Annotated in this window: 6 protein-coding genes; 1 reads left to right on the top strand and 5 read right to left on the bottom strand. The window is 76.1% G+C overall.

All coding sequences use genetic code 11. From position 1 onward, the window contains the following. Nucleotides 1-273 precede the first annotated feature (273 nt). Genes MXD57_RS00655 through asnB form a run of 5 tightly spaced genes read right to left on the bottom strand, consistent with a single transcriptional unit; the run spans nucleotide 274 to nucleotide 12073 of the window. Entirely contained in the window at nucleotides 274-1011 is a 738-nt protein-coding gene (locus MXD57_RS00655) for an aspartyl/asparaginyl beta-hydroxylase domain-containing protein (protein WP_250399242.1), read from the bottom strand. A gap of 1 nt (nucleotide 1012) precedes the next feature. Beyond that, complete coding sequence (locus tag MXD57_RS00660) at nucleotides 1013-7672, bottom strand: non-ribosomal peptide synthetase (RefSeq protein WP_250399243.1); 6660 nt, start codon at nucleotides 7670-7672, stop codon at nucleotides 1013-1015. Further along, entirely contained in the window at nucleotides 7669-9402 is a 1734-nt protein-coding gene (locus tag MXD57_RS00665; protein WP_250399244.1) for a non-ribosomal peptide synthetase, read from the bottom strand. The genes MXD57_RS00660 and MXD57_RS00665 overlap by 4 nt, the downstream gene beginning before the upstream one ends. Continuing rightward, a complete protein-coding gene (locus MXD57_RS00670; protein WP_250399333.1) occupies nucleotides 9399-10175 on the bottom strand; it encodes an aspartate/glutamate racemase family protein in 777 nt (258 codons plus the stop codon). The genes MXD57_RS00665 and MXD57_RS00670 overlap by 4 nt, the downstream gene beginning before the upstream one ends. After that, nucleotides 10172-12073, bottom strand: coding sequence for an asparagine synthase (glutamine-hydrolyzing) (asnB, locus tag MXD57_RS00675; protein WP_308290636.1), 1902 nt, complete (start codon nucleotides 12071-12073; stop codon nucleotides 10172-10174). Before asnB ends, MXD57_RS00670 begins: the two co-directional genes overlap by 4 nt. A 200-nt stretch (nucleotides 12074-12273) precedes the next feature. On the opposite strand from asnB, the gene MXD57_RS00680 reads away from it, so the two are divergent. After that, nucleotides 12274-13050, top strand: a complete 777-nt coding sequence (locus tag MXD57_RS00680; protein WP_250399246.1) for a thioesterase II family protein — start codon at nucleotides 12274-12276, stop codon at nucleotides 13048-13050. Nucleotides 13051-13166 lie beyond the last annotated feature (116 nt).

Here is a 13166-nt window from a genome sequence, read left to right on the forward strand (position 1 = left end):
GCGGCGGCGGGGCGGTCGGACGGCGCGCCGTCCCCCGGCCGGCGGGCGTTCCGGCCCGTCGGCGGACGGGCATGGTCCGTGGGGGCGTTCGGCGGATGTTCGGTCCGTGGGGGGGGCGGGCGGGAGGGGCGGCCCGTCGGCGGACGGGGGACCGGGCCCCGGGCGCCGACTCGGCGGACGGATCCCGGTCCCGGGGCACGGGGCCGCGTCCGGAGGTGGGCCGGGTCGCGGTCCCGGCCGAGGGGCGGGCCGTCCGTCCGCCGGCGGTGGGGGTCAGACCGCCATCAGGTAGCGCTGGAAGCGGGGCATGAGGTGTTCGAGGGCACGGACCTCGGTCTCCGTCAGGTCCGGGTGCCAGACGTCCCACAGGAGGACCGCGCGCTGCTGCGTGCCCCGGTTCCACGCCTCGTGGATGAAGCTGTCGTCGAAGAGGATGACCCTGCCCTCCTCCCAGCCGCGCTCGTCGTCGCCGACCTTGATGGCGCAGCCGGGCGGGACGATCAGCGGGAGGTGCGCGGTGAGGAGCAGGTTCACGCCGCCCGTGTGCGGGGTGATGTGGACGCCCGGGTTGAGGACGGTGAACATGCCGTCGCGCGGCCCGTGCGGGGTCGCGGCCAGCGCCTCGACGGTCTTCGGGCAGCGCTCGCGGGCCTCTTCGCGCCAGGCCCCGTCGCGGTAGATCTGGTACGTGTCCCAGCCCTGCCAGCCGAGTTCCTTGGTGTAGAGGTCCTCGTACGGGGCGAAGCGGGCCTCCGCGTCGCGCAGCGCCAGGAACTCCGCGCGGATCTCCTCGAACACGGCCTCCATCCCGGCCACCCACGGCTGGGCGGCCGTGTCGTGCCACGGCAGGGCACTGATGCCGGGGAAGAACAGGCGGGTCGGCTCCTGGTCGTCGTGGAGGTACTCGGGGGCCTTCTCACCGACGAGGATCGCCAGGCACTCCTCGACCCGCTCCAACCCGTCGGAGCCCACGGCCTCGCGCAGCTCCGTCATCACGCTTCGTACGTCCATGTCAGTTACTCCTTGTCGTGGGGTCGGTCCGGCCGGCGGCACGTCCCCGGGCGCGGGCCCGCGCGGCGGCGCGGCGCCGGTTGCCGCGCGCGGCCGCGTCGTCCGCCCGCGCACCGGCCGGGTCGTCGTGCGGGGCGGCGTCCGAGGCGCCGCCCGGCCCGTCGAGACCGGCGACGAACTCGGCGACGGTGGGGCGGGCGAAGATGTCCACGAGCCGTACGGGGCGGCCGAGCCGGTCGGCCAGGTCGAGTTGCAGCCTGGCGGCGAGCAGCGAGTTGCCGCCCGCCTCGAAGAAGTTGGTGTGGCGGCCCACGGCCCGGTCGGCGCCCAGCACGCGGCGCCAGGCGTCGGCGACGAGCTGTTCGGCGCCTTCCGCCGGCGGCGCCGACGCGTCGGGGACGGCCGCCTCCGGTACGGGCAGCCGGGCCCGGTCCCGCTTGTTGGTGCGGGTGCGGGGCAGGGCGTCGAGCAGCACCACCCGTTCCGGGACGACCGGGGCGGGCAGCCGGTCGGCGAGCAGCGCCCGCAGCGCGGCGGGGGACACGTCGCCGGTGACGACCGCGTACCCGACGAGGCGGGGCGCGGACGGGGTGCCGTGGAGGGCGGCGGCGGCCTCCCGTACGTCCGGGTGGGACTCCAGGATCGCCTCGATCTCCTCCAGCTCCACGCGGTTGCCGTGGATCTTCACCAGGCCGCCGGTGCGGCCGGTGAAGGCGAGTTCGCCGTCGGGCAGCACCCGGCCGAGGTCACCGGTCCGGTACAGCGTGCCGCCGGGCCGCCACGGGTCGGGGACGTACGCGCGGCGGCTCTCCTCGGGCCTGCGGTGGTACGAGCCGGCGAGGAGGTCGCTGCGCAGGTGGATCTCGCCGACGACGCCGACCGGGCAGGGACGGCCCCGGTGGTCCAGTACCAGCGCCTCCCGGCCGGGGATGGGCCGCCCGATCGGCACGGACGACGAGAAGCGCTCCCCCGGCGTCAGCTCCCGGTGGGTGGCCAGCACGCATTCGGTGGGCCCGTACAGGTTGTGCAGGCGGGGCCGTACGGGGCGGTCCGCCCACGCGGCGGCGAGCGACGGCGGCAGCACCTCCCCGGCGAGCAGCAGGTGCTCCAGGTCCGGGAGCGCGGCGCCGTCGCGGTCGAGGGCCTCGGTGAGCACGGTGAGGAAGCCGGGCACCGTCTGGATCTGCGTGACGCGTTCGGCGCGCAGCCAGGACGCCAGGGCCACCGGGTCGCGCCGAACGTGGTCGGCCGGGACACACAGGGCGGCACCGTGGCAGAGCGCGGCGAACACCTCGGTGTAGGCGGCGTCGTACGTGAACGGGGCCCACTGGGCGACACGGCTGCCGGGCCGCACCCCGAAGGTCTCGCCCTGCCAGTGGGCGAACTGGGCGAGCGTCGCGTGGGGCAGGACTATGCCCTTGGGGCTGCCGGTGGAGCCGGACGTGTACACCAGGCACAGCGGGTCGTCGCCGGCCGCCTTGTGCGCGGACCGGGCGGCGGACTCCGGTGCGGGCGCGGCCGGTTGACCGTCGGGCTCGGGGAGCGCCGGGTCGAGCGGCTCCACGGGGACCCCGCCGAACGTCCCGGCGGCCGCGTCCCACAGGTCCGGCAGTACGGCGAGGCAGGACTCGGCGGCGAGCACGCACAGCGGTTCGGCGTCGTCCAAGACGGCCCGCAGGCGCGCCTGCGGCGCATCGGCGTCGAGCACGGCGAACGCCGAACCGGCCTTCGCCACGCCGAGGACGGCCGCCGTCTGCGCGGGCCCGGTGGGCAGCAGCACGGACACGAACCGGCCCGGCCGCGCGCCCCGGCCGAGGAGCCGGCCGGCGATCCGGTCGCTCCAGGCGTCCAGCTCCCCGTACGTGACGGCCCGGCCGTCGTGGCGGACGGCGACCGCGTCGGGGTGCTCCGCGACACGGGCCCGGAACAGTTCGTGGACGGGGGTGGCGTGGGTCTTGCGCCAGGTGCCGGCGGGCGCGGCGGGGCGGGGCGAAGGGGTCTCGGTGTGGTGCGCGTCGACGGGGGCCGCGGCCGCCTCCGCGTCCGGGTCGTCGAGCGCCGCACGCAGCAGGGTCTCCAGGTGGCCGGTGAAGCGGGCTGCCCACGCGGGCGTGAACCGGCCGGTCGCGAACTCCAGTACGCCGTCGATCCGGTCGGGATGCTCCTCCAGCGCCAGGGTGAGGTCGTACTTGGCGGTGCCCGTCGGGACCGGCAGCAGCTCGCCGGAGGCGTCGCCGAGCCGGACCCGGGCCGGTATCGCGTCCTGGAGGACGAGCGTGGCCTGCACGAGGGCGGGCCGTGCCGGATCGCGGGCCAGGCCGAGGGCGTCCACCAGGCGGTCGAGCGGCACCAGGGAGCGGTCGATGTCGTCCGCCAGGCACTGCCCCGTGCGCCGGGCGAGCGCGGCGAACGACACGTCGCCGCGCAGGTCCACGCGGACCGGCAGGGTGGTGACGAGGGAGCCGATCAGCCCGTCGAGGCCGGGGGCGCCCCGGTTGGCGGCGGGCACGCCGACCAGCACGTCGTCGGTGCCGCCGTACCGGCCGAGCAGCGACGCGTACACGCTGAGCAGCAGCGTGAACGGGGTGACCCGCAGCCGGGCCGCCACCGCGCGGAGTCGGGCGGTGGCGCCGGGCGCCAGTCGGAACGGCACGGTGGCACCCGCGCCGGCCGGCCGCGGGGCGGCGTCGGGGTCGGCGGGCAGGTCCAGCACCCCGGGGTGGCCGTCGAGGCGGTCGCGCCAGTACGCGAGGTGCGCGTCGCGGGTCGCCTCTGCGGTGGGGGCCGCCAGAGCGGCGGCGTGGCGGGCGAAGTCCAGCGCGGGCGGGGCGGGGAGCGGCCCGACGCCGGTGTGGTGGGCGTGGAGCGCCGCCAGTTCGCGGACCGCGACGCCGATGGACCAGCCGTCGACCGCGAGGTGATGGGCGGTCAGCAGCAGCACCGGCCCGGACGCCTCGTCCGGGCCACCGTCCGCCGCGTCGTCCGCCGTGCCTTCCCCGCCCGCGCGCAGCAGGGCGACGCGCAGGAGAGGGCCCTCGGTCAGGTCGAAGGGCCGGGTGGCCTCGGCGTGCAGGACGCCGTCCCGCCACTCCTCGACCGCCTCCGCGCCCCGGGCGCGCACCTCCTCGGGAGCGTGCAGGACCGTGGCGCTCACCGACTCGGCGGGGAGCGGCAGCAGGACGGGTCCGTCGTCGGTGAGCGCGCAGCGCGCCGCGAGTATCCGGTGCCGGCCGGCCAGGTCGCGCAGCGCGCGGCCCAGCGCGCCGGTGTCGACCGGCCGGTCGAGGCGGACGGCGGCGGCCAGGTTGTAGGCGGCCGACTCGGGTGCGAGGCGTTGCGTCAGCCACAGCTGGCGCTGCTGGTCCGTGAGGGGTACGGGCCCGTCGGGGCGGGGCTCCGCACCGTCGGGCGCGGCGGCCGGGCCGGCCGTTGCGGTACCGGGCCCGGCGGCCTCCCGCACGGCGCGGGCGAGGCCCCGGGGGGTCGGGTCCGTGTAGAAGGCGGCGAGCGACGGCGCGCGGCCGAGGGCCTCGCGGGTCCGCCCGAGGAGGCGGGTGGCGACGATGGAGTTGCCGCCCGCGGCGAAGAAGTCGTCGGTGGTGCCGACCGTGTCCGGCGCGGCGCCCAGGAGGCCGGCCCAGAGGGCGACGACGGCCCGTTCGGCGTCGTCGGCGGGGGCCGTGGGAGCGGTGGCCGAGGTGAGGGCGCGTGCCCGGAGGGTCAGGGCGGGGCGGTCGACCTTGCCGCTGGTGTTGAGCGGCAGTTCGCTGACGGTCGCGATGACCGCCGGGACGACGGCGGCGGGCAGCAGGCTCCGCAGGTGGCGGCGCAGCACGTCGCCCGGCGTCTCGGCGCCGCCGTCCGCGACGCCCTCCGTGCCGTCCGGAGCCCCGTCCGGGACGACGAACGCGACGAGCCGGGGCGCCGCCGGGCGCTGCCGGTCGACCACGACGGCGGCGGCGCGCACCAGCGGGTGGGCCGTCAGGTGCGCCTCGATCTCGCCGAGTTCCACGCGGTGGCCGAGGATCTTGATCTGCTGGTCGGCGCGGCCGAGGACGACGATCCGCCCGTCGGGCAGGTAGCGCGCCAGGTCGCCGGTCCGGTAGACGGGCGCGGCGGGGTCGCCGGTGCCGAGCGGGTCGGCGCCGACCGGGTCGGGGACGAAGGCGGCTGCGGTGAGGTCGGGCCGGTTCCAGTAGCCGGCGGCGACACCGGACCCGCCGATGACGAGTTCCCCGGTCGCGCCGAGCGGGACGGGCCGGTCGTGCCGGTCGAGGATGTGGCAGTACGTGCGGGCCAGCGGGCGGCCGACGGTCACCGGTTCACCGGGCAGGACGCGCCCGGCCGTGGACCAGATGGTCGTCTCGGTGGGGCCGTACAGGTTCCACAGCTGGGCGCCGCGCTCCAGGAGACGGGCGGCGAGCGCGGGGTCGAGGGGTTCGCCGCCGCTGAGGATCCGCAGGCCGGGCATGCCCTGCCAGCCGCTGTCCACGAGGGCCCGCCACAGCGACGGCGTGGCCTGCACGAGTGTGGCGCCGCAGCCGCGCAGCAGCGCGGCGAGGCGGGCGGGGTCGCGGACCGTGTCGTGCGGGGCGACGACGACGCGGCCGCCCGCGACGAGCGGCGCGAACAGTTCCAGCACGGAGATGTCGAACGTCAGGGCGGTGACGGCGACCAGCACGTCGCCGGTGCCCATGCCGGGTTCGCTGACGACGGCGTGCAGCAGGTTGGCGACCCGGTCGTGCGGCACCGCCACTCCCTTGGGGCGGCCGGTGGAGCCGGAGGTGTACATGAGGTACGCGAGGGAGTCCGGTGGCGGGCCGTCGGGGAAGGGGACCGTCCCGGCGGGCCCGGTCTCCGCCAGCAGGTCGGCGCACGCGGCGAGCGCGGGGCCCCCGTCGGGGGCGCGCCGGTCCGGGTGCCCGGTGACGAGCAGCCGGGCGCCGCTGTCCGCCAGGACGTACGCGGCCCGCTCCTCGGGCATGGTGTCGTCGAGCGGCACGAGGACGGCCCCGGCCCGCCATATCCCGGCGACGAGCGGGACGAGGGCGCTGTCACGGGGGGCGAGGAGGGCGACCCGGTCGCCGGGGCGCACGCCGTACCGGCCGGCCAGTCGGGCTGCCACGCGGTCGGCCGCCCGGTCCACGCCGGCGCGGGTGAGGACGTCGTCGCCGTGCCCGACGGCGGGCGCGTCGCCCCGCAGGGCGGCGAGGGCGCGCAACGCGTGGGGGACGGTGGGCCACGGGGCGTGGGTGCGGTCGGCCGTGTTGAAGCCGGTCACGACGCGGCCGTACCCCTCCGGGGCGGCGGCCGGCAGGTCGGCGAGCGGGCGGCCCGGTTCGGCGACCGCCGCCTCCAGCAGGCACAGCAGCCCCTCGGCGATCGCGGCGACGGTGTGCGGGGCGAGGACGGCGGTCCGGTACTCCAGTCCGGCGTCGAGGTCGCCGGACGGCCTCGGCCGCAGGAACAGCGACAGGTCGTACTTGGCCGTCCCGCTGTGCGAGGGCGCGGGCACGGTCTCGACGCCGGGCAGGGCGAGGGTCGTGGTGGGTCCGCTGTGGAACGCGTACATGAGCTGGAACAGCGGAGAGCGGCCGCCCGCCGTCGGGGCGAGGTCCTCGACGACCAGGTCGAAGGGGGTGTCCCGATGGGCGAGGTCCGCCTTCAGGCCGCGCCGGGTGCGGACCAGGGCCTCGTCGAAGGTGGGGGTGCCGGAGAGGTCGACGCGGTGGGCGATGACGTTGAGGAGCGGGCCGACCATCGCGCCGAGCGCGGGCCGGTTGCGGGTGGCGACGGGCATGCCGACGACCAGGTCGTCCTGGCCGGTGAAGCGCTGGACGACCGCGCAGAACGCGGTGAGGAGCGTCGCGGGCAGCGTGGCGACGCGGCTGCGGGCCAGCGCGGCGAGGCGGGCGACGAGGCCGGCGGGAAGCGTGAAGTGGTGGACGGCGCCCGCGGTCTCGTCGGGACGGGCCACGCCGGGCGGCAGCGGTTCGGCGGGGAGGCTCAGCACGGGCAGCTCGCCGCCGAGCCGCTCCCGCCAGTGGGCGAGCCCACTGCCGGCGGACGGGTCGGTGCGCTGCCAGGCGGCGTAGTCACCGAAGTCCCGCCGTTCCGCCGGGAGTTCGGGCAGAGCGGGGCCGCCGCCCGTCTCGGCGGCGTACTGGGCTGCCAGTTCCTCCAGGAACACGCCGAACGCCCAGGCGTCCACGACGATGTGGTGGGCGACGAACAGCAGCAGGTGGCGATCGTCGCCGAGCCGGAACAGGCGGGTCCGCATGAGCGGCGGGCGCGCCGGGTCGAACGGCTCGGTGGCCGCCCGGGCGACGAGTTGGGCCAGGCGCTCCTCACGCGCTTCCTCGGGCAGGCCGGTGAGGTCGGTGAGGTCGACGGCCGGGCGGGTGCGGTCGGCTATGTGCTGGTACGGCTCGCCGTCGGCGTCGGTGAGGACGGCGCACCGCATCGCCTCGTGGCGGACGGCGAGGACGGCCAGGGCCCGCTCCAGGGCGGCTGCGTCGACGGGCCCGGTCAGTCGGAACGCCGCGGTCTCGTTGTGCAGGGCGCTGCCGGGCAGTAGCTGCTCGGCCCGCCAGATGGCGCGCTGGGCGTACGACAGGGGGGCGCGGTCCCGGCGCGGGCGCGGCGGCAGGGGCGCGGTCATCGGCCGCTCCCGCCTGTGACGGCGGCGGCGAGCCCGGCGACGGTGGGGTCCTCGGCGAAGACCCGCAACGGCACGTCGACGCCGAAGCGCGAGCGCAACCGGTCCAGGAGTCGGGCGATGGCGAGGGAGTCGCCGCCCAGGAGGGTGAAGCTGTCGCGGCGGCCGACGGCGGACAGGTGCAGCAGGTCGCACCAGAGCGCGGCGATCTCCGCTTCGGTGCCGTCGCGGGGGCCGTCGTCGGCGGTGGCGGCCCGCACCGCGGTCGGCATGGGCAGGGCCCGCCGGTCGGCCTTGCCGTTGAGGGTGCGCGGGATCGCGGCGAGCCGTACGTACAGGGAGGGGCGGCTGCCGGGGTGGAGTCCCGCGGCGGTGTGGGCGCGCAGCCCCTCGTCGGTGACGGTGTCGTCGGCGACGACGTAGGCGCACAGCACGGGGTCGGCGTCGCCGTCCTCGGCGACGGCTGCGGCGCAGGCGTCGCGGACGCCGGGGTGGCTGCGCAGGACTTCCTCGACCTCGCCGAGTTCCACGCGTACGCCGTTGACCTTGACCTGCTGGTCGCGGCGGCCGAGTACCTCCAGGACGCCGTCGCCGCGGAGCCGTCCGAGGTCGCCGGTGCGGTAGGCGTGGGTGCCGGAGAACCCGCCGGGGCGTCCGTCGAGGTAGCCGCGGAGGGGGAACGGCGTGTGGATCTCGATCTCGCCTATGGTGCCGGTGACCGCCGCGCCGGCGGCGCGGACGCGGACCTCGACGCCGGGCATGGGCAGGCCGGCGGGGACGGTCCCGGCGCCCGCGTCCTCGGCCCCGAGGCGCCGGTACACCTTCGTCATGGTGGTCTCGGACGGGCCGTACAGGTTGACCAGGGTCTTGTCGTCGCCGAACAGACCGCGCCACCAGGCGACGTCGGAGGGGCGTACGGGTTCCCCGGCGAGGAGCACGGTCCGCAGCGCGGGCAGGGATCCGGCGGTGAGGCCGGCGGCGCGCAGGGTGCGGAAGACGGTGGGCACGCAGTGCAGCACCTCGATCCGCCGGGCGTCGAGCCACGCGGCGAGTCCGGCGCCGACGGGGACGGCGCCGGGCGGGGCGGCGTGGACGCTGCCCCCGGCGCGGAGCGGCAGGAGCGCGTCGCGGAGGAACGCGTCGAAGCCGGGCGAGGTGAGCAGGGACACGCGGGTGCCCGGTCCGACACCGAACTCGGCGGTCTCCCAGTCGAGGAAGTGCTCGACGGCCTCCAGGCTGCCCTTGATGCCCTTGGGCCGGCCGGTGGTGCCGGAGGTGAAGTAGACGTATCCGGCGTCGGGGGTGCCGGGGTCGCGCCAGTCGTCGGCGTGCCAGGTGCCGTGCTCGGCGTCCTCGGCGTCGATGTACCGGACGGTGTCGTCGTAGGGGCCGCCCGCGGCGAGGGCGGCGCGTCCGGCGTGGTCGGCGACGACGGCCGTGGGGCGGAGGTCCTCGGCGATGGCGGTCCAGCGGGCGGCCGGCTGGCGGGTGTCGACGGGTGCGAAGGCGCGGCCGGTGGCGGCGCAGGCCAGGATGGCGGCGATCACCGGGGCGGGCTCGGTACAGGCGACGAGCACCGGTCCCTCACCGTCGGCGAGGCGTTCGCGCACTCCGGCGGCGTGGGCGGCGAGCCGCTGCCGGGTCCAGTCACCGGAGGGCGTGGCGAGGGCGACCGCCTCCGGCTCCTTCTCCACGTGGTCGGCCCAGTGGCGCAGGATCGTGGTGTGGCTCACAGCTCTCCGTTCTTGATCCGCCCGGCCACGACGGCCAGGGGGTCGATGGCCGGGAACTCCGCGGACAGGCCCGCGGCGGTGATGGCCTGGGTGACGAGGTGGAGTTCGGTGCAGGCGGCGACGAAGTCCCGTACGCCGTAGCGGGGCAGGGCCGCGCGCAGGAAGGCGACGGCGCGCAGCGGGTCGCCGCCGGCCTTCAGGCGGTACACCTCGCGGTGCAGGGCCCGCTGGTCGCCGGGGCTGAGGGGGACGAGGTGGCGGACGGCGTCGTGCGGGCCGGTGGTGAGGAGCCCGGCGCGGGCGGTGCCCTCGGTGCACAGCAGGAGGTGCGGGCGGGCGGTGCGGGCGAGTTCCGCGTGGACGACGTCCACGAGGGAGACGCAGCGGTCCAGGAGGTCCGGGGGGAGGTCGCCGAGGACGCGGTGGGCGGTGACGCAGGCGACGACGACCCGTTCGGCGCCCGCGGCGACGAGGCCGCGCACGGCCCGCTCGACGGCTTCGCGGAGCGCTTCGAGACGGCCGGTGCCGATGGCCTCGGTGCGGTCCACGACGGCGGGGTCGGACCACAGCAGGACACGCGGCGACTCCTGTTCGGGGCGGCCGTCGGCGGGCAGGTAGACGCTGCGGAGCAGTTCGGTGGAGGCGAGGGGGCCCATGCCGCCGACGACGCCGACCAGGGGCAGGCCGGGCCGGGCGGTGCCGGCCGCGTCCGTCGCCGGGCCGGTGCGGGGCGCGGGGGCGGGGGCGGGGGCGGGGGCGGCGAGGGGCGTCATCCGAGGCACGGCAGCCCGAACTCCTCGACGAAGAGCGCGAAGGTGGCGATGACCATCAGGTAGTCGGTGTCGAGGTGCGCGTGCACCTGGTCGCCCCGGTCGCGGTGGTGGCGTACGAGCGCGGAGACGGTGTCCGGGTCGAAGTAGCCCTGCCGCCGTACGAGGGACGGGGAGAGCAGTTCCTCGAACCAGTCGGCGCCCGTGTTCAGCAGGTGGCCGCTGGTCTGGCCGCGGAAGCCGAACTTGGGCCGGGCGAGGACCTCGCCCGGGACGAGTGGCCCGGCGACCCGGCGCAGGACTGCCTTCTCGGCGCCGCCGGCCACCATCAGCGCGGGATGGAGGGCGACGGCCTGGTCCACGACGGGCCGGGCGAGGAACGGGAAGCGGGGCTCCACGGCGTTGGCGAGGGCCATGCGGTCCCCGTGGTCGCCGAGGAGATGGTCGGCGAGGCGCAGGTGGAAGTCGAGGTAGGAGCGCTGGTGCAGGGGGTGGCGGCCCTTGAGCCGGTCGGCGTCGACGAGCCGCTGGGAGGTGACGGCGAACGTGTCGAAGGACGGGGCGAGGTCGGCGGAGTACAGGTCGCGGCGGATCTCCTGGGTGGTGATCTGGTCCTGTTCGTAGCCGATGTCGACGCCCCACATGCGCTCCCGGATCTCCCGCTCCAGGTGGGCGTCGAGGCCGGTGAGGCGGCTGCCGCCGAGCCCGGCGGCGTCGTACCGGTATCCGGGGTAGCCGCCGAACAGCTCGTCGGCGCCCTCGCCGGTGAGGACGGCGACGGTGCCGTCGGCGCGGACCGCCTCGGACAGCTTGAGGGAGCAGACGTTGTACGACTCGCGTACGGGCGTCTCGGCGTGGCGGACCATGGCCCGCAGCCGGTCGGCGACGTCGGCGGCGTGGACGGGCACCTCGTGGTGGCGGGTGCCGAGCTTCGCGGCGACGAGACGCTGGTGGGGGCTCTCGTCGAAGTCGTGGCCGGGGAAGACGACGGAGTAGCTCGGCCAGGTGTGGCCGGGGCGGGCCCTGGCGGCGAGCGCGGCGAGGAGGCTGGAGTCGAGTCCACCGCTCAGGTACAGGCCGACGGGCACGTCCGCGACGAGCCGGTCGCGGACCGCGCCGTCGAGGAGGGCGGCCACGCGGTCGGCGGCGCCGCCGAGTTCGGCGTCGAGGTCGGCACCGAGCGGGGGGAGGTCTCCGGCGTCGGGGTAGTCGAGGTCCCAGTACCGCTCCACGGTGACACCGGAGGCGTCGGCGACGAGCCGCTCGCCCGGGCGCAGGGAGTGGATGCCCTCGAACATGGTGCGGGGGCTGACGAGTCCGGGGAGGGTGAGGACCTGGTCGAGGCCGCGCAGGTCCACGCGCGGCCGCACCGCCGGGTGGCGCAGAATCGCCTTGGCCTCGGAGCCGAAGACGAGCAGTCCGTCCACGACGGTGTAGAACAGCGGCACGACCCCCGCGTGGTCGCGGGCGAGGAGCAACCGCCGGGCGGTCGCGTCGTACAGGGCGAAGGCGAACTGGCCGTCGAGGCGCGCGGTGAGGCCGGTGCCGTGGTGGCGGTAGAGGTGGACCAGTACCTCCGTGTCGCAGGCGGTGCGGAACCGGTGCCCGGCGCGGGCCAGTTCCTCGCGCAGGGCACGGTGGTTGTAGATCTCGCCATTGCAGACGGAGACGAGGTCGCGATCCTCCGAGAAATGCGGCTGATTGCCCCGTTCCAGATCGTTCAGGGCGAGCCGGCGAAATCCCAGCGCGATTCCCTCACCGAGGTGTCGTCCGGCATCTTCCGGGCCTCGGTGGACAAGTTCGGAAATCATTTCCGAAAGTACATGAGTTTCTATCGGACGCGCCCCGTCGAGGGAAAACACACCCGCAATTCCGCACACGTTGGAAAATCCCCGTTTCACACCCGCACGGCACTTCCGGATGCGAGTGCCACGCTAGCCCACCGACATACCAAGGTCAACAAAAAAACATTCACCATCCTTCCTGGTAAGGCGTTTTGACAGGCCGTCGGACTGGCCCGGCGGACGAATTCCTGAATATGGTCTCGGTACGGGCCGCGCGACGGCCCGGAAACTCCCCCAGGACAGAAGGGCAGAACGCAGTGACGCGCAACCGATGGACCCCTTGGGACTCCGGCCCCGCCGTCGACGGCGGCAGGGAGGCGGTGCGGGTCTACTGCCTCCCGCACGCCGGCGGCTCGGCGGGCTCGTACCTGGCCTGGGCGCGCTCCCGGCAGGTGCCGGGCCTCGACTTCGTGCCGGTGGAGCTGCCGGGCCGCGGCACCCGCATGGCCGAGCCGCTGCCCGCCTCCATGGAGGAGGTGGTGGGCGGTGTCCTTTCGGTGCTGGAGGCGCGGCCGGAGCGGGAGCCGTTCCTGCTGTTCGGGCACAGCATGGGCGCCCAGATCGCGTACGAGACGACCCGCCGCCTGGTGGCCGGGGGCCGTCCGCTGCCGCGCGCCCTCGTGGTGTCCGGGTGCCGTCCCCCCGGCTCGCCCGTGGCGATGCCCCTGCACGACCGGGACGACGACGAACTGCTGAAAGGCATCGTGGAACTCGGCGGCACGCCCGCCGAGATCCTGGAGCACCGGGAACTGCTCGCCATGCTGCTGCCGGTGATGCGCGCGGACCTGGGGCTGCTCGCCCGGTACATGGAGACGGTACGGCCGACGGTGCTGCCGTGCCCCGTGGTGGCGCTCGGCGGTGACGGCGACCGGCTCTCCGGCCCGGAGTGGATCGACGGCTGGCGCTCGGTGACCGCGGGCGGCTTCCGCCGGCGGATACTCCCTGGTGACCACTTCTTCCTCCACGACGAGGTGGACGCGATCATGCAGGAGATCGCCGGCGCCGCGGAGGAGCACGTCGACGCGGCCGGCTGAGCCGGTCCCCCGTCGTCCGGCGCCCGCCGTGCCTCCCGCCCGGGGGCGCGAGGCCTCCGGACGGCGGGCGCGGGCATCCCCGGACCGGCGGGGCGGCCGGGGCGTGGAGCGCGGCA

The sequence above is a fragment of the Streptomyces cellostaticus genome, assembly GCF_023630175.1.
Taxonomy (GTDB): domain Bacteria; phylum Actinomycetota; class Actinomycetes; order Streptomycetales; family Streptomycetaceae; genus Streptomyces; species Streptomyces cellostaticus_A.